The sequence below is a fragment of the Paenibacillus sp. SJS-P3 genome (assembly GCF_056711585.1).
In genome coordinates this window covers 1,359,524-1,377,500 of the sequence record NZ_CM160043.1, presented here as the reverse complement: position 1 = coordinate 1,377,500, position 17,977 = coordinate 1,359,524, and the positions used below count along the sequence as shown (strand labels likewise).

14 protein-coding genes (1 of these 14 only partly in view) are annotated in these 17,977 nt (G+C 52.2%); 1 reads left to right on the top strand and 13 read right to left on the bottom strand.

Annotated elements, in window-relative coordinates; translation table 11 throughout:
• From AC06G8_RS06200 to AC06G8_RS06190, 3 genes are all read right to left on the bottom strand, one after another.
• A protein-coding gene (locus AC06G8_RS06200; protein ID WP_480284745.1) for a hypothetical protein crosses the window boundary here: on the bottom strand, window positions 1-4,579 show its 5' portion. The gene continues 1,979 nt to the left of window position 1, outside the view; 4,579 of the gene's 6,558 nt are visible here — the first part of the coding sequence; it begins with the start codon at window positions 4,577-4,579; its stop codon lies off the left edge, out of view.
• A 4-nt stretch (window positions 4,580-4,583) separates the two neighbouring features.
• Window positions 4,584-5,525 (bottom strand): copper amine oxidase N-terminal domain-containing protein, encoded by a 942-nt coding sequence (locus AC06G8_RS06195; protein WP_480284744.1) that lies wholly within the window; start codon window positions 5,523-5,525, stop codon window positions 4,584-4,586.
• Window positions 5,526-5,913: 388 nt separating this feature from the next.
• On the bottom strand, window positions 5,914-6,759 hold the full coding sequence (locus tag AC06G8_RS06190) for a nucleotidyltransferase-like protein (protein WP_480285395.1): 846 nt from the start codon (window positions 6,757-6,759) through the stop codon (window positions 5,914-5,916).
• A gap of 177 nt (window positions 6,760-6,936) precedes the next feature.
• On the opposite strand from AC06G8_RS06190, the gene AC06G8_RS06185 reads away from it, so the two are divergent.
• Entirely contained in the window at window positions 6,937-7,353 is a 417-nt protein-coding gene (locus AC06G8_RS06185; protein ID WP_447664763.1) for a YgzB family protein, read from the top strand.
• 86 nt (window positions 7,354-7,439) lie between these two features.
• On the opposite strand, the gene AC06G8_RS06180 is transcribed toward AC06G8_RS06185, so the two are convergent.
• The 10 genes from AC06G8_RS06180 to AC06G8_RS06135 all read right to left on the bottom strand — a co-directional run bounded on the left by AC06G8_RS06180 (window position 7,440) and on the right by AC06G8_RS06135 (window position 17,958).
• A complete protein-coding gene (locus AC06G8_RS06180; RefSeq protein WP_480284743.1) occupies window positions 7,440-9,050 on the bottom strand; it encodes a glycosyl hydrolase family 18 protein in 1,611 nt (536 codons plus the stop codon).
• Between the two features lie 259 nt (window positions 9,051-9,309).
• Window positions 9,310-9,744: a peroxide-responsive transcriptional repressor PerR gene (gene perR, locus AC06G8_RS06175; protein ID WP_447664765.1), complete on the bottom strand. Its 435-nt coding sequence runs from the start codon at window positions 9,742-9,744 to the stop codon at window positions 9,310-9,312.
• 130 nt (window positions 9,745-9,874) lie between these two features.
• A complete protein-coding gene (locus AC06G8_RS06170) occupies window positions 9,875-11,776 on the bottom strand; it encodes a DUF4097 family beta strand repeat-containing protein (RefSeq protein WP_480284742.1) in 1,902 nt (633 codons plus the stop codon).
• A complete protein-coding gene (locus AC06G8_RS06165; protein WP_447664767.1) occupies window positions 11,773-12,489 on the bottom strand; it encodes an MgtC/SapB family protein in 717 nt (238 codons plus the stop codon). The genes AC06G8_RS06170 and AC06G8_RS06165 overlap by 4 nt, the downstream gene beginning before the upstream one ends.
• A gap of 208 nt (window positions 12,490-12,697) precedes the next feature.
• A complete protein-coding gene (gatB, locus tag AC06G8_RS06160; protein ID WP_480284741.1) occupies window positions 12,698-14,140 on the bottom strand; it encodes an Asp-tRNA(Asn)/Glu-tRNA(Gln) amidotransferase subunit GatB in 1,443 nt (480 codons plus the stop codon).
• Window positions 14,141-14,175: 35 nt separating this feature from the next.
• Complete coding sequence (gene gatA / locus AC06G8_RS06155; protein WP_480284740.1) at window positions 14,176-15,627, bottom strand: Asp-tRNA(Asn)/Glu-tRNA(Gln) amidotransferase subunit GatA; 1,452 nt, start codon at window positions 15,625-15,627, stop codon at window positions 14,176-14,178.
• A gap of 28 nt (window positions 15,628-15,655) precedes the next feature.
• Complete coding sequence (gene gatC / locus AC06G8_RS06150) at window positions 15,656-15,943, bottom strand: Asp-tRNA(Asn)/Glu-tRNA(Gln) amidotransferase subunit GatC (protein WP_447664770.1); 288 nt, start codon at window positions 15,941-15,943, stop codon at window positions 15,656-15,658.
• A 145-nt stretch (window positions 15,944-16,088) separates the two neighbouring features.
• Entirely contained in the window at window positions 16,089-16,793 is a 705-nt protein-coding gene (locus AC06G8_RS06145) for a metal-dependent hydrolase (protein WP_447664771.1), read from the bottom strand.
• A 39-nt stretch (window positions 16,794-16,832) separates the two neighbouring features.
• Window positions 16,833-17,216, bottom strand: coding sequence for an ATPase (locus tag AC06G8_RS06140; protein WP_480284739.1), 384 nt, complete (start codon window positions 17,214-17,216; stop codon window positions 16,833-16,835).
• A 226-nt stretch (window positions 17,217-17,442) separates the two neighbouring features.
• Window positions 17,443-17,958, bottom strand: coding sequence for a hypothetical protein (locus AC06G8_RS06135; RefSeq protein ID WP_480284738.1), 516 nt, complete (start codon window positions 17,956-17,958; stop codon window positions 17,443-17,445).
• Window positions 17,959-17,977: the final 19 nt, after the last annotated feature.

Genomic DNA, 17,977 nt, shown 5'->3' with positions numbered 1-17,977 from the left:
ACCTGACATAGGCTTTGTTGGCGTAGTATCCGAACTTGCCCTCTGTAAACTGGCCGTCTGTGGCGCTTAGAGTGGGAATGTTGTTCAGGAACGCTTCGATATTATTGCCTACTGTCTTGACCTTCAATCCGTAGCTGACATCCGACTGGAAAGGGTAGCTGCCGCTCTGCAGGACGGACCTGGATCCATTCACATACTTGACCAGATCGAACGAGTGTCCATCCGTCTCTATCGCGTACCGGTTCCGTGGATCCTGCATGCGGAAGCTGAATCCCATGCTCTCCTGATCAACGTCCACATCCGTCATGCGAAGACTGAATTTCATCTCCGCATCGTTCAGCGAAACGTCGGATACCATCTGTCCGTTCGTGAACGTTTGTCGTGCGAGTGGACCGGTCGTAGGATTACCTACGGCCATATAGACGTAAGGAATTTTTTGCGGGTAGGCAGGTTCCAAAACTTCAAACAGCACCCCGTTGCCTGTGTACTCTCGGAAAAATGCGCATCCGTAAGCATTGCAGTCGCCGCCGGTGTTGGCATTATCCGCTGTAAGGGTCGTGTTGCTTCCCGTCCTGTTTCCGTTCCAATCTAGGAAGGTGCTCGTTCCTGCGGGGAGCTGTTCCTTGATTGTGCCATCCCGCATGCTCAGCCGCAGCACGCTGGATTCAATGTTTGTCGATCCCCCGTTTTGAACAAGAGGGACGTATAAATCATCCGTCGATGGCGACATCGTCATTGGATGATAATTCAAGGTCGTCATCCCCCGGTAAAACCCGACCTGGTTGCTGTTTAGTCCGGCTTCTCGATTGATTTCATTCAGGTACTTCTTCCAGACTAGATTCATGTTGGAGTCGTATTTGTTAACCGTTAAGTCCAGGTAAGAGTGAATCGGGTTCCATGTCTGTCCTGAAGTAATTTTGGTGCCATGGCCTTCATACGTGTATGTGTTCCCATATGGGTCGGTATACCATTCATCCGCAATATGATAATCAAAGCCGGTCCAATACGTTCCCGGCCTTAATAGTACGGATTTGATCGTTCCAAGACGCTTCGGAGATAAATCAGGACCAAGCTTGACGAAGTATCCTGCATCCCCGCCGTCAGGCAGCGTGTAGTCGGAGGAATGATTATTGTAGAAGCTGCTCAAAACGATGGTTCCGTCATTTCCGGAACGGGATATTTTCCATTCGTCAAAAGATCCCCATGACTTGTCTCGCTCTGCTACGGTTCCGTCAAAGCTGGAGGTGAAGCTTCTTTCCTTGACGAGTTGTCCAGTTGCTACATTGTAGGCAGCAACCCTTACTTCTCCCTGAGCCGTCTGGATTAGATACAGGTAGGTTCCTGATACCGTAAACCATTTCCGGTAGGCATTGTCGATGGTGATCATGTACTCATACGGGCTGCCATTCGTCCATTTCCGTTTAGGGGAATAGGGATTGCTGTAATCCCACACGACAGGCGATAACTTCTTTGGATTTAAGCCATAGATCGTGTAGCTTGAGCCTTTGTAGCCAGAAAAAATCGTGAGTTTCTTCGTTGAATAGACTTGAGGCAGGAAGTGATTGTACAAAATGTTGCCGTCACTTCTAACTTGCATTAGTTCGTTGTCTTTATCTAGGATGATGTCGTTAAACGTGTTCTTGTTCGTGAGTGCGCGCCAAGGCGAAAGGGAGTTGGGTCCGAATCCATTGTCGGCTTGCGTTCCCATTGTCCAAAATACAGTGTCATTTCCTGTTGCTCTATTCATTTCGTAGCGGTTCATGTTGTTCGCTGCCCCGCCGAAATTGCGGCCTTCGCCACCGACCAAGCTGCCGCCGTCAACACTCCACAGCTTGAGCTTGTCGTACACCTGTTCCAATGTGTTCGGGACATAAACAGGCCATTCGAGCATCTTCTCCGGACGAATAGTCGTGCTGGCGTCCAGATCCGGCTGCGGGTTTTTGCCTTTGAGATCGAAGGATACCTCTGGAGCATTGTTCACGATATTCAGCGTAAGCGTGGGCTGGGTTTGATTATCTGTATTGCCTGTCAGACCGTAGTCCTCGGTTACTTCTGTCCAAAACAAGTACTTGCCGACCTTGCTGCCGGCAAAAGTGACTTGCTTCAACGTCCCGGTTAATGTCTGCCAAGGATCATCTGCAAAGCCATTGTTCAGCGCGTCATATTTATACTTATATTTTGCTGTCACAATCTCATCGCCGTCAGGGCTGTATGACTTATTCAGAATGATATTGGGTTCGTTTCGGATTCCAAGTGTCGGCACATCTAGCTTGGCCACCGGCGGTATATCTGGCTTCACCGTAATATCGCAGACTGCCGGGGCATCGGATCTCCGTCCTTTTGTATCATAGACAGCCAGTCGGACCTGCACGATGATATCCTGACCGGTCCCATTCGCATAACTGGTTAACTTGTTCTGCCATTCGTCGCGGGAATGATCGATCGGTGTCCCAACTGGACTGTAACTGCTGCTTGAGTCGAACTCGTTGGCAGGTATGTAGTGATTTTCAATTACGGCGGCCGGACATTTTATAATTGGAATCGGGCTGCGGGAGAGGACATTTATAAAGGTGCTGGCCTCTGCTGTCGCTCCCCATTGGTCACGGCCGGTTCCATAGACGGTATGAGTGCCTTTTTCCATGGTGACTTCATACATACCGTATTCGTTTGTCGGGTATTTGCCTTTTAAGCTTTTGATCCAGGGCGTGCCTCGGGTGTAATCAAACCCATCAAAGATAAAGTCATCTCCGTCTGGGTCAGTCGGAGTCGGTACCGATGGATCCTGAATGACGACGAGATCAAGAATATCGCCTTCCATTGCTTGACGAATAGGCTTTGTCGGTTCGCCTCGCTTCACCCATGCGATTTGGAATTTCGGCGGATAGTTGTCCTTTGGTCCTTTGACTTCAAGAGGCTTCGGTCCAATCCAATCGGTTGCTCCGCAATCGGTTGATACTTTCATGTAGACCTGATGATTGCCTTGCCCGATTGCTCTTGGATAGTCGGACCGGGTATAGGTCGTATCGGAATAACTGTTGTACCATCCTGTTACGCTTTCGTTATTGCCACGGACAAATTTATACATGTGACCGATATACTTACAGTTGCCGAGTTGCAAGTCCCTCGGATGAACCGTAAAATTGTCTCCGTAATCAATTGATGTCGGAATAACGTCAAAATCGGCCGTAATGTTCTTGTTTGGTGCCTCATAGAAAAATGAAACATATGCCTTTCTTTGAGTTGACGTCAGATTTGCAGAAACCGCGTCACCTGACGTAATGGTATCGGAGTAATTGCTGTAGGAAAGGCTTTTCCCTATGATTGTTCCCCATTTGCTATCCGCTTGTACTGTTTTTGTAGCTGGAAGAGAATTCACAGAGCTAACTTGTTGATCCTTTAAAGTATAGCTGCCACCCGAGCTCGAGCTGACCATATGTCGAACGTTTATCTGCCCACCTACGAGATCATAGACGTAATACAAGTAGAGGGTCTTGAACGATCCATCGTAAGGGGTTAAAGCGTATTCTCCTTTCGTGAGATTGCTGAAATTACTCGGAGTAGTTCCTGTTTTGGTAAAAACATAGCCTGCATAAGTGTAACCATCCGCATTCGGATGTATTGGAGTAAACGCTTGTCCTTTAGTAAGCTGCTTCGTTTGATTAGGAATAACAGAATCTAGACTTTGGCCATCTTTGGTTACATGCAGAATATAAGCGGTTCCATCTGCTTTTTTTGAATAATACAAGTTAATGAACTGTGTGTCGTAAGTACCATCATAAGTAAATGATAAAGGATCTCCTGAAAGAATAGTTCCTCCACTTGGAACAGAGGACTTACTTTCCTTATAACCAACATATTCATAATCGGTGTTCGTTGCAGGAGATAAAGTAATCTTCTCCCCGGTCCTGATACTTTTATTTTGGTTCGAAAAGATCCCATCAATGTTAGTTCCATCTGTAGCGAAATGGTGAACTTCCAGATAACCATCTAATTCATAGATGTATAGGACTGGAAAAAAATAACGATAAGCCTTGGTTCCAGGAGCACAATTAGGGCAAGCATCTTCCTTGATGCTATAATTTTGCCCGGATTCTGTTGTCAGTCTTCCACTTAAAGAAACAGTAAATGAAACTCTACTAGTTCCAATTCCATTAATGGTGTACTGCGGTTTAGACATCTCCGTCCCAATATAAGGACTGTATACGTTCCATGTGTCCCCATCAACTCTAGAAGCTTTGAAATAGTCCATGTGTTTCTTGTTGGAAGGATCAAAAGATAGAATTTGAGCATTTCTTACTGTTCTACCTGGAAAGTAGAAGCTGTATGGTGCAGTTACAGTTACTTTGGCATTCGGTGCTTCTCCAGGTTTCCAATTCCCCGCAGAGTCACTCCAAATGTCATAGTACATAAATCCAACTGCATATCTCATATTGTTTTCGGCATATGGCTGAATACTGGCATTGTCTCCTAAAGACGCTGCTTTAGCTTCCGAAGGAAGAAATAATGATAATCCTTGAAGTAACGAAACAATTATGGAGAGTACAAGTGTCGATACTAAAAAAGAGCGAAGACGGTTCATTCTATCACCTCCATGAAGGCTTCAATAGTATGAGACTTTCATAGGAGGTAAGAAAATCTACATACATAATATCTGATACTGAAAAATCTTCCCAATTATTATCCCCAGCATCTGCATCAGCACTACTGCGGACAATATAATAATTTGTTCTCAGAACGTCTCCTGACTTTTCCCTAATTGGAGTAATATCATTTCTAAGTTTTGCTTTTTTCGCCTTATTAAGAAGCAATAGAGGTATAGCCATATTACCTACATGGCTTGACTGCACCTTCATGTAACTCCTATTAAGATTATCTTTAGCTTGACTAACTCTATAGATAATGTCTCCATTCACTTTAATAGGAAGGTCTAAGTCATCCAGAAGAAACATTGAGTCTCGATCTTTTCCATAGTCATCTTTAAGGAAAAAATCACTTCCTTTAAGGAGATTTTTAACTTCATTATTTATTGCTTTGGGTTTGATGAATTCCTTTAATTCCTGCACCTCTTTACTACCAATCCAGACAAACTGGTTATAATTATCCCATTCAACGCTCTCTCCGAATGCTTCGCTGATGAATCGCAGAGGAACCATTGTCCGACCACCACTAGCTACGGCTGCCGCATTTAGAGCAATTACTTTCCCGTCTACGGTCGCTTGTTTCGCTCCAATAGTGAGCTTTACTGTCTTGCCACCTTTGGTCATTGTGATATTCTTCCCACTGAGAGATAGCTTGACGCGAAGCTTTTCCGAAACAAAACGGAGAGGAATAAGGATTGAGTTGTTGACCATTTTTGGTTTAGTATCCGGGAATTGTACCTTTCGAGCATCGACCAATACCTCAATAGGTAGTGTCGTAGGAACAATTTTAATTCCAGTGGCAGCGTCTGTCTTTGCTGGAACACTTATTGACATCAACCCCACAGTCATTGCTGTTGCAAGCATCCACTTGTTTATAATCATCATGTTAAACCCCCGAATTTATTTTTGATTGAAAGACAAGTGCCCCATCCGTTCCTTTCCCTTCCTACTATTAAAACCTAAAAAGCTCAACTCTTATCCCGAGCCTGCTCCGCAATAACCATCGATCTGGTCGAGCTGATGGATTCATACATGATCAAACCCGAACCGGCGAGCATAACCATAGCCGACAAAGTAATAAACACTAACCGAACCATGTTGCATTCCTCCAAAAACGTCTTTTTGCCTTATATCGGGAATTTTAATGATTTCTTCCATATCCAGAACAAAAAAAACACCCGTCCCAGCATCAGCTGCGGACGGGTGCTTCCCGATTCCAAATCATTCATTTCTTCCTATTATATCCATGTGGAATCATTAATCAACAACAAATTTAACTCGGGAGCTTGTATCTCAACTCAAGCTCATCGGATTCACTAGAATCGGCCATGACAGCGACTTCCCGAACATACCCTCGCTGAACGAGCTTCTGCAGGATGATTGAAAGATCCACATGAAGCCCGTTCATGGAAGGATGGCTCGTCAGCTCCATGATGCTCCAAGGCTCCTCCCTCGTCTCCAGAATATGAAAGATCAGAGCGGAGCAGGACCGCATTTTGCTCATGATCGAAAACTCGCAAGCGAGAAGCACGAGCTGAATGCGCTGTTCAAGCGTCTCCGGACTCGACGTAAGCTCCTCATACAGCTTATAAATACCCGGATGGAATCTTCTCATCTGCCGCCAAACGGAAGGCTCCGGATGAAGTCCCGCTTCAATCAGCTCCATATGGGCATAATGATTCAGTGTTTTGATGATATCGTTATGAGCATCGAATTGAAACCCGTCCGAAAGGTTTTGCTTGGCTTGAAGGCATGATTTCAAAAAAGCCTCATACTCCACAAGCAGCTTCCGCTTCAAGAGCTCATCCGGGAATTGGCTGATGCGTGCCTTGATCTGTACGAGGAAGCTTTCCTTGTCGAAGACAACGTCTCCTCGAAGCAGCCATTCGATGATCTTGCTGTCACTCCCGTTGGAAACCCATTGCTCCAAGCCCACGCAGGTTGTCCGGCGGATCATGACGCGCTGCCCTTCCATTCGCAAATGTTCGATCGATGGCTGATTGCATGCCGAGCTCGTGATGACGAGCAGCAGCAGGTCCAACCCGTCGATCTGCGGATGAAACGGATAGGGATGAGAGACAGACACAAGCCCGATCACTCCTTCTTCAAACTGGAGCATACTCGAAACGTGTTTTTTCATAAGTTCCAAACGGTTATCCCCCATATAGCTTCCACCAGAAGTTTCCGCTATAATATTAGTCTGTAGGGTATGATTCGACAAAAACAGGCGGTTTCCTGCCTTGCTTACAAGAAATCGGGCCGCTATGCCCGAGCCAATGAAAGGGAATGAATTCGAGTGCTACTTAAATCCAGCAAGATCAACGAGTTCCGCCTCTGGGGGCTTGTCCTCATCCTTGTCGGCATGGGGGTTATGATTCTTGGTACAGCTGGCATCGTTTTCTGGGGCCAGACCGGCAAAGTGATTGCCGCCGTATTCATGGTTATCGGCATGATCGCCCTGCTCGTCAGCGTCGGCATCTACTTTTGGGCAGGCATGCTCTCGACCAGCGCGGTCATGCTCATCTGTCCGGAATGCGGACGCCAGACCAAAATTCTTGGACGCACCGACCGCTGCATGTACTGCAAGACGATCCTCACGCTGGACAAAGATATGGCGACGCACGGTCTGGACAGCGAAGAGGAGCTTCCTGCCGCTGCAGGCAAGACCGATTCGGGACCGGCGGCAGCCGCTCCGCCTTCGTCCCAGGCCTGAATTTCATAAAAGCCCTCCGCGCAGCGACTTCGCTTGGAAGTCATGGCGCCGAGGGCTTTTTTGATCGTGATTAAAGCGTCCTTGAATCAAGATGGATTGCTGAGGCCGTTGTGGATGACAGACCAGACATCATCCGCCTGGAAGGAGCGGCTCCATGTGGCCACGCCTGCCAATCCGTATTTATGGACCAAGGCGATGCGCGCCTCCAGGGAGACTTTGTCTTCGATCCATATCCGGCTCAGCCCTCCTTCTATGGGGTACTGAACGTAATTCTGGCCCGTTGACGGATCAAATTCCGGCTTCAGCTTATTCGTAGCGATCAGCTCTCTGATCTTGTTCATTCCGACAGCCTTCGACGATACTTTCACCGACCCGTCCGAAGCGGTTTTCTCCGTCCAGATCCGCGTGTATAGAGGCATGCTCAAAATAAGCTTGGAGCCAGGAATCTTATCTTCTTCCAGCAGCCTCAAAATCGAATTTTCCACCCAAGGCAGCGATGCGACCGAGCCCGACTCGGGACTGGATGCCCAATGCTCGTCATAGGCCATGAGCATCATGTAGTCGACGCTTTGAATCAATTCGGCCCGGTCCAGGAACAAGGACCACATTTCGCTGTTGGACTTCGGCGTCACATCAATGGAAACGACAAGACCCTGCTCATGCAGCATCGGCGTCAGCTCGCGCATGAATTGAACGAGTGCACCTTTGTCGGAAGTCCGTACATTTTCGAAATCGATGTTGATGCCTTGAAGCTGGTACATTTTGGCGTAGGCCAAAAGCTGTTGGATCATGGAAAAGCGGGTCTCGACATTGGCCAAAGCTTGAGTCGTCCGTTCCGGATCAAAGCCGTTGCTGAACAGCGCCCACACCTGGATACCCTTGCTTCTCGCCCATTTCGCATAGTTGGCATCCGCCTTGCTGCGGATTTGCCCGGCTCCGTCCATTAATTCGAACCAGGTGGGGCTGACGACGTTGACCCCTTCCATGGCGGGGAACTTGGCCGGATCGGGAGCCGCGTTGTACACCGCTTCCCAAGTCATATTGATTTTTTGTCCGGTCGATTTCCACGCCAATTCAGGCTGCTGCTCGACAGGCTCCTGGGTCGTCTGCTTGTCCGACAGCTGCAGCTCCGATTTGCGGGCATAACCGCTGTACCCGCTTGGCCCTTGGACGGAGTACCAGTCTCCTTCTTCCTTCCAGACCGCGAGCTTGCCCTCCAATGGAACCTTTTCAATATAAGCGCTATGGATGCTCGGCTCGTTGCGGACAGCCATCTCCTTTTTGCCAGGAATCGCATACTGGACGCTGTCGCCTCCCTTGGCAAGCGTCACGGCTCCAGTCGCCGGCGATACTTGCGCTTGGACGCCGTACAGCGTGTTCAGCGGAGTCAAAGGCACATAGACGATGCCCTTCCGGGTTTCCGGTGCGACAGCCAGCTTGAACGGCTTGCTGCCAAGCTTGGCGGTGAGAGTATCCGTTTTCATCCTCAGCACTTGACTGCCATTGGTTAAAATGATGGATTCCGAATCGGCTTCATAGCGAATCGGAATCTCGCTTCCGAGCATGGAAGTGACGGCTTCGATCGGCAGCTTGATCTCATCGCCTTCCAGCAGAGCTCCCGCTTCCATGAAATGGCCTTTATAAAACAGCGGATGCTCGACCGAGAACACCGGCGTCTCCTGCTCGTTGCTGGGCATAAGAAGCTGATATCCTGCCCATGCTCCTGCCATGATACCAATACATACACAAAATCCCAGCAAGCGGCGAAATCCTCTTCCCTTGCGCCTGCCCGCAGAGGTCATGCCCCTTCTCATTGCCCACACTCCTTGCGTATACAAAGATTAGACGAATACGGAACGCAAAAAGTTGATCGACTCCTCTCTATGAGTCTATTAAGAGAGGGCTATATTCATGCAAATAAAAAAAACCGTTTGGAAGCATCGCTTCCAAACGGTTTCAATTCACGGTCGTTTTAGCGCATTGCGTGCATACCCCGTAAATTTCCATTCGATGTCCTTCGACACGGAATCCGGTCTCTCTGGAAGCGGCTTGCTCCACCTCCATGAGAGGGGGATGCTCAAAGTCGACGATATCTCCGCATACTTTGCATATGGCGTGATAGTGGTCGGACAAGTCGGCATCAAACCGGCTGGAGTCATCCCCATAGGTCAGCTCCCTGACCAAGCCTGCCTCGACGAACAAACGCAGGTTGTTGTAGATCGTAGCGACGCTCATGCTCGGGAAGTCGGGTGACAAAGCTTTATAGATCTCGTCCGCAGTCGGATGAGTCATGGAATTCATCAGAAACCCAAGTATCGCGTGACGCTGCGGGGTCATGCGGACGCCGCTTGCCTTCAGCTGCTCCAGAGCTTGCTCAACGCTGGCTCCCATTCCCGATCACGTCCTTCGTAGTTTATAGTTGTATTTACTTTGTAGTAGTTCTATTGTAAGCCTGGATTTTACGTTTTGTCAATGAAGAGGCTTCCATCCAAGTTTTCTCTTTCGATGGGCCTATGCGGTTTCATCCGGGACCAGGATAAGAGGTAATCCGAATGTCGCTGTTGGCATCGACCCGGATCCGGTACGTACCGAGCCCGATTTGGCCTTTAACCGTCTTTTTCTCGATTTGGAGAGGAAGCTCGGCACGGATCGTCCCGAAGGTAACCGATCCATCTACCGTATAAGAGCCGTCCGCCGGCAAGGATAAGAGAATTTCGCCAATGGAGCTGTTGATGTCCCAAGTGCCCCCGACGACAGAGCTTGCCAGGCTGATTTCTCCATTCAGCGTATCCGCCTGCACGCTCCCGCTGACTTCACGGACATGGATGAATCCGTTCCTCGTCTCGAGCAGCGCTTCACCACGGACATCGTTGATGTCCAGATTGCCATTGGCCGTGGAAGCGGTCAGCTTGCCATGGATCGACGAGGCTGAGATCGCTCCTTCCTTGGCCGACAACGCCGCGTCTCCGGTAATTCTCCGGGCCTTCACCTCGCCGTTGCTAGTGCCTGCTTCCAGCGGTCCGGTCAAATCCATCGCTTCGATGGAACCGCTGCGATTGCGTACGACAAACCCGCCGGTTGCGCGGATGCCGCTTAGCTTGACGGAGCCGTTGCCCGCATTGAGCAGGAATTTGACCGTTTGCTCAGGAGCGGCGGGAGGAGGAGCGGGACTCGCAGCGTCCGCCTCTGGAGATGGGGATGGCTCCGTACCATCAGGAACATTCTCTCCTGGCAGGGCCGTTGCCGTCGATATAGGATCAGGCGAAGGGAATGCTCTCGGAACGGACAGCAGCGTCTCCAAATCGGCTGGAATCGTAATCCGAAGATTGAAACGCGGCATCCGCGCCCCGTTGGCGCCGTAAGGCATCCCCTTCGTCTCGATATGCAGCTTTCCTTCCGCAGAAAGGGTGACGGCTGATTTTTGCTCCACCAGATCCGCTTCCTGCTTGTTGTCGGAATCGACCCAGAGCATCGCTTCAACGGTTACTTCCCGGCTGTACGGGTCTGTCGAAGGTACGACCGACACGTCTCCGTTGGGGTTATCGACCACGACATCGTTCAGCGGTTCCGTAATTACGGCGGATACTGGCTTCAAGCTGTAGCTATACCCCTTTTCCTCCGAAAGATTTTCCATCCTCGCACCCGTTCCGTATTGGTCCAGCCAGCGGAAAGGAAGCCCTCCATATTGGGTAATCGAGTAGGCTGATCCTGCAAGCAGAAGCGCTGCAAGAAGCGAGCCCGCGCCTGCCGACAGCCGGCGGCCAGCTTTTTTCCTCTCCAGCAGCTGGTAGACCAGCATTTCGATCCCGGCAAGGACGAACAAGAGCGGCCACCAGTCGGCTAACAGCCCGATGTCATTGCGTCCCGCAACCTGATCCCACAACAGCAGAACTCCGCATGCGGCCAGCAAAGCGGCGCTGCTGAGCCTGCCGAAGCGGAAGAAGCCCGGCTTGATCCGAAAAGCCATCCATCCGGCGATGATCAGGAGAATGACTCCCGATGCCATATCCCCAAGCCAATCCAGTCTTGGCTGGACAGCTCTTGTCGGACGGATAAGGAAAAACAGAATGATTCCACCGGCGACAAGAATCATGCTATGAGTCATCGCGAAGCCTGCATGCTCCGGCTGAAGGCGCGCTTCGTCTTCAGACAGACGCGTGCGGCTGGCAATCTGCAGGGCATCGAACACGCTGACGAAATACAGCGCCGGCAGCGCCATTCCCAAATAAACGAGCAAAAGGGCTCGGCTGCCGCTCGTTGCATCGGAAAATCGGACGAGAGCCGCCAGATCCAGCAGCACCGCAAGCAAAATGACCAGGCCGCGTCCATAGCGACCGATATAGAGATGGCCTCCGCCGGGGAGCAAAAAAGCAAGCAGCCCGGCAAGCCAGCGACGTTTCGGTTGGGATCGGGTATTGTTCATTCCGCGCTCACGGCATGCACACCATCCAGCGATTTGATTTCTTCAAGCAACTTGATCATATTGCACGATCGGGGGAAATTGACATACAGCAGCAGCATCACCCTCGGCCCTTCCATTTCCCAGTCCCCGTGCTCCTGCAGCGACATCTTGCGCATGACGATGCCTTGCTGCTGGAGAAGAGCGCTGATCGCCTGAAGAAGAGCGTTCGTTTCGTCAGCCAGAATCTGCAGGTGATGTTCTTTTTTTCCGTTGCTGAATTTGCGTTCGACTTTATTAAGGACGATAAGGACGATAAGGACGATCACCGTGACGGACACGGCAGGAAACAGAAATCCAGCCCCGACCGCAAGTCCGATGGCGGACACGACCCATAGCGTAGCGGCCGTCGTAAGGCCCGTAATGGATTTCCCGGTAAATAAGATGGTGCCCGCTCCCAGAAAACCTATGCCCGTAATGACTTGCGCAGCCAGACGCGCCGGGTCGAGACGGACATTCGTCTCGTTGATGAAGGCTGAAAATCCATATGCCGACAAAAGCATCAGCAGACAGGAGCCAAGGCAAACTAATATATTGGTTCGAAGCCCCGCCGCATGATTCGACTGCTCCCGCTCGAAACCGACAAGCCCGCCGAGCAGAACAGCCATCAGCAGCCGGAGCAGCATCTCCCATTCGCTGATATACCACGGGCTGCTCGCAGCCAAGGATGCGCTCATGATGTCATCCCATCCTTTCTCTTCGTTGCTGCGCGCCTTTTCAGGCTATTGTACCTTACTGCATGCGTCGAAATGAAGCATTCTTCGCTTCCTCATACTTTAACACGGATGCAAGGTTCCGTAACGGTCAAGACGAGCAGGAGCGATAAACTTCGTGCTCACATGGCATATTGAAAAAAGCCGCTCCCGATAGGGAACGGCTGTGAAATCAACGGTTGAGATAGTCGGTCAAAAGCTTGTTGACGAGTCCCGGGTTCGCTTTGCCGCGGGATTCCTTCATCACTTGGCCGACGAGGAAGCCGATTGCTTTTTCCTTGCCCGCGCGGTAGTCCTCCACCGACTGCGGGTTCGCTGCGACGACCTTTTCGACAATGCCTTGAATGGCTCCTTCGTCGCTGATCTGGACGAGTCCCTGCTCTTCCACGATCTGCTGCGGAAGCTTGCCGCTCTCGAGCATTTCCTTGAATACCGTCTTGGCGATCTTGCCGCTGATCGTTCCTTTTTCGAGGAGGCCGATCATTTCTCCCAAGCCTTGGCCCGTGATCGCGACGCCGTCGATCTCCTTGCCCGTCTGATTCAGATAAGCGAGAAGATCGCCCATGATCCAGTTGGACACGGATTTGGCATCGTTCGTATACGCCAGGCTTTCTTCAAAGAAATCAGCCAGCTTCTTGGAAGAGGTAATGACGCCGGCATCATAAGCAGGCAGACCGTACTGAGAGGTGTAGCGAGCTTGCCGTGCATCCGGAAGCTCCGGAATGGAAGCGCGGACGCGCTCCTTCCACTCGCTGTCGATCAGCAGCCGAACCAGGTCAGGATCGGGGAAATACCGATAGTCATGCGACTCTTCCTTGCCGCGCATGGAGAAGGTTTTGCCCTGGGAATCGTCCCAGCGGCGCGTCTCCTGCACGACGGTACCGCCGCCGTCCAGAATGTCGGCCTGCCGCATCTGCTCGTACTCGAGTCCGCGCTGCACGCCGCGGAAAGAGTTCATGTTCTTGAGCTCGGCTCGGGTTCCGAGTTTCTCCTGTCTCCATGGGCGCAGGCTGATGTTGGCGTCGCAGCGCAGGCTGCCTTCTTCCATCTTCACGTCGGACACGTCGCAATACTGCATGATGGCGCGGAGCTTTTCCAAATAGGCCTTCGCTTCCTCCGGGGTACGGAGATCCGGCTCGGATACGATCTCCACGAGCGGAGTGCCGACACGGTTGAAGTCCACGAGGGAGGCGAAGCCGCCTTCAACGTGGGTCAGCTTGCCGGCGTCCTCCTCCAGATGGAGGCGGGTAATGCCGATCCGCTTCGTCTCGCCGTTCACTTCGATGTCGATCCAGCCGTTCTCGCCGATCGGCTGATCGAATTGGGAAATCTGATACGCCTTCGGAGAATCGGGATAGAAATAGTTTTTACGGTCGAACTTGCTGATATCGGCAACGGTGCAGTTAAGCGCCATGGCTGCCTTCATCGCGTACTCGACCGCCTGCCGGTTCAGCACCGGCAATACGCCGGGATGGCCGAGGCAGATCGGGCATGTATGGGTATTCGGCGGCGCGCCGAACGATGTCGAGCAGCCGCAGAAAATTTTGCTGGCGGTATGCAGCTCCACATGCACTTCAAGCCCGATCACCGTTTCATACGAATTGTATTCCGTCATGGATAACGTTCCTCCTGCTTGCAAGATACGGGCGCTTACAGCTGCGGGCGCGCCTTGTGGTGGTCGGTATGCTGCTCGAATGCATGGGCTGCGCGCAGCACAGTCGCTTCATCGAACGCCTTGCCGATCAGCTGCAAGCCGACAGGAAGGCCGTCCGCGAAGCCGCATGGCACGCTGATGGCTGGCACGCCGGCCAGGCTGACCGGGATGGTGACGATGTCGTTGAGATACATCGTCAGCGGGTCGCCGATCTGCTCGCCGATGCGGAATGCAGGCGTCGGAGCCGTCGGTCCGAGCAGCAGGTCGAAGTTCTCGAATGCCTGGTCGAAGTCGCGCTTGATCAAGGTGCGGACCTTTTGCGCCTTCAAATAGTAAGCGTCGTAGTAGCCGGAGCTGAGCGCATACGTGCCGAGCATGATGCGGCGTTTTACCTCGTCGCCGAAGCCTTGGCTGCGGGACTTGCGGTACAAGTCGATGAGATTGTCCGGATTGTCGGCGCGCACGCCGAACCGGACTCCGTCGAACCGGGCCAGGTTGGAGGAAGCTTCAGAGGAAGCGAGCAGGTAGTAGGTCGCGACCGCATACTCCGTATGGGGCAGCGATACTTCTTCCCATGTCGCTCCGAGGCTCTCGTACACTTTGAGCGCGGCCAGGACGGATTCCTTGACTTTAGGGTCGATGCCTTGACCCATATATTCCTTCGGAACGCCGATGCGAAGCCCTTTGACATCTCCTGTCAAAGCGCTGACGTAATCCGGAATGGAAACGTTCGCCGATGTCGAATCCATGCCGTCATGTCCCGCAATGGCTTGCAGCACATAGGCGGAATCCTCGACGTTTTTGGTCAGCGGCCCGATCGCGTCCAGCGAGGAAGCGAATGCGACCAGACCGAAGCGGGATACGAGGCCGTAGGTCGGCTTCAAGCCGACGACACCGCAATAGGATGCTGGCTGGCGGATGGAGCCGCCGGTGTCGGATCCTAGAGCGAAATACACTTGGCCGGCTGCAACCGAGGCAGCCGAGCCGCCGCTGGATCCTCCAGGGACATAGTCCGTATTCCAAGGATTGCGGACGGGGTGGAAGCTGGAGTTCTCATTGGAACCGCCCATCGCGAATTCATCCATGTTGAGCTTGCCGATCGTAACCGCTCCGGCATCGCGCAGCCTGGAAGCCGCGGTCGAGTCGTAGATCGGATCGTAATTGCTCAGGAACTGGCTGGCGCAAGTCGTGCGAAGCCCCTTTGTGACAATATTGTCCTTGATGCCTGCGGGAAGCGCGTGCAGCAGCCCCTTCTCCGCTCCTGCGTCGCGGTCCAGCCCTGCAGCCCTGGCACGCGCGGATTCCTCGTTCAGCGTCAGGAAAGCCCCTATCTTGCCGTCCGTCTCCGCGATGCGCTTGAAGGAAGCATCCGTCAGTTCAGCAGCCGAAAGCTTGCCGGCAGCGAGCTCGTTATGTACATCCTGAAGTCTCTTGTCAAATAAAGCCAAGCGTTGTTCCTCCTTTCAGCTAGGGATCCTATTCCAGCACGGCAGGCACTTTGAACTGCCCGTCCTCTTCATCCGGCGCGTTCAGCAGAGCGGTCTCGTTGGACACCGATTCGCGTACCTGATCTTTCCGCATGACGTTCGTCACCGGCAATACATGACTCGTAGGCTCCACATCCGTCGTATCCAGCTCTCCGAGCTTATCTGCATAAGCGAGTATGGCGCTGAGCTGCTGGGCAAATTGCTCCTTCTCCGATTCCGTGAACTCCAGCCGGGCCAGTCCCGCCACATGCTCCACATCCCGAATCGTTATATTCATCGCGCTGTTCCCCCTTGCCTGTTCGTCATTCCTTGTATTATACCTTGAGTTCGACAACATTCTCAATGAGCTGCATATGCAAAAAAAGAAGGCGTCCGCCAAGTTGGCGGCGCCTTCTGCGCTACTTGCTTGCTGTGCCGGAATATCACTTCCAGGCAGAGAGATCGACCTTGGAGCCCGGCTCGACGACCTGGCCCTTCAGGCCGAGCCCTCTCAGGCTCTCGACGAAAGCGCCGGCATCCTGACGGATCGGCGGAAACGTATCGTAGTGGATCGGCACGACATGCTCCGCTCCATACCATTCGGCCGCCTGCAAGGCATCCTCAGGCCCCATCGTGTAATGGCCTCCGATCGGGATGAAGGCGATATCCGGCTTGCTGCGCTTGCCGATCAGAGCCATGTCAGAGAACAGGCAAGTATCGCCGGCATGCAGAATCCGCTTGCCGTCCACCTCAATGACAAATCCGGCCGGCATGCCGCCGTATACGATTCTCTGCTCGTCATCGAGCACGATGCCCGAACTGTGGAAGGCCGGTATCATCGTCGCCTTGGCGAATCCGAGGTCGACCGTTCCACCCATGTTCATGTCGATCGTCTCGGCTCCTTGCCAGGACATATAGGCAGCCAGTTCGGGAATAGCGACGATCGGAGCTCCGTTGGCCTTGGAAATGTCTGCGGCGTCCAGAATATGATCCTGATGCGCATGAGTAAGGAGAACGTAATCCGTGCGGATATCGGACGGATTGCTCTTGGACAGCGGATTGCCGCTTATGAATGGATCGACCAGCAGGGACTTCCCGTTATCCGCCGTAATTTGAATGCAAGATTGGCCGTGAAAAATGATTTCCATCCTCATCATCCTCCTGTATCAACTAAAGTCCGCGCCTTCTTAAATCCAGGCCTTGAGATTGACTTGCCGGATAAAGTCGTCGCGGCTCTGCAGCTCTTTGGATCCGGGATCTTCGGCAGGCTCTTCGGCTTCTTCGCCGTTCATGATCCGGTTGAACAGCTCTTCGTTGCGGGTCGCCAAGGCATAATCGATCAGAGCCTCCCGCTCCACGCGGTCAGCCTCCATACGAAGGAGGATCTCCTCCAGCTCCACGTCATCTCCCGGAACGAGAAAATTGCGGTTTTCCGCAGGTATGCGGACGACATAATCAAATACATTATCCGCATTGCGGTCATAAGCAATAATATATCCATACTCCCCGACAGGAAGATTCTGCTCATATTGATCAGCGATGATAACGACCTTGTCTCCGAGCTTCAGCATTGTCACTCGCCCCCCTGCTCTTTGCCGCGGCCCATTGAAATATACAGAAATGAAGGGCTCGCGGACAGCTCTTTTAAAAAGTTTACTAGAAGTAGCGGGGTAAGTGCAAACTGATGTGTTCAAGAGCTGGTAGATTAAGAGAATAAGCCGAGCTGGAGGTAAGGAAATCAATAGCCTTGACACGGAATTTTCCTGTCCGGCATCAACCATCCGCTGCGGTTCTCGATTAGGGGCTAACGCTCGAATAGACGGCATTCATCGGCCCGGCCAGCTCAGCCGTTCCTTTCACATGCCAGACAATCGGCTCCATCATGGAAAATAACCGCGGGTAAGAGACGGCTATGATCATGACGACGCCGGGCCGATCGAGAGTCACTTCGTAATTGTATCGGGAATTGCGGTACGTGAAAGGAAACGGCTGGCCGGCGTTGATGACCGCCCAGTCTTCCAGCACGACGCGCTGGCGCAGCCTGGAGCCGGGAAGCGGCTGGCCCGAAGCATCCAGTAGCAGATTGAGCTGCAAGTACTCCATTGCCGTTTCGTACGCCGCCTCTTCATTGATCGTGAACCGGCCTTCGGCCAAATCCTCCTTGTTCAGCTGCTGGGCGGCCGCATGGACGGCTCTGCTGACGGAATGCTTGCTCTCGAACAAGGTGCGGATCGATCTTTCCTCGTCGATCTGCAGCGCATGGGCGGAAGCCCAGACGGTCAGCATGAGCATGATAAGCAGCAGTTTGGACATGTTTTTCCCCTTGTATGAT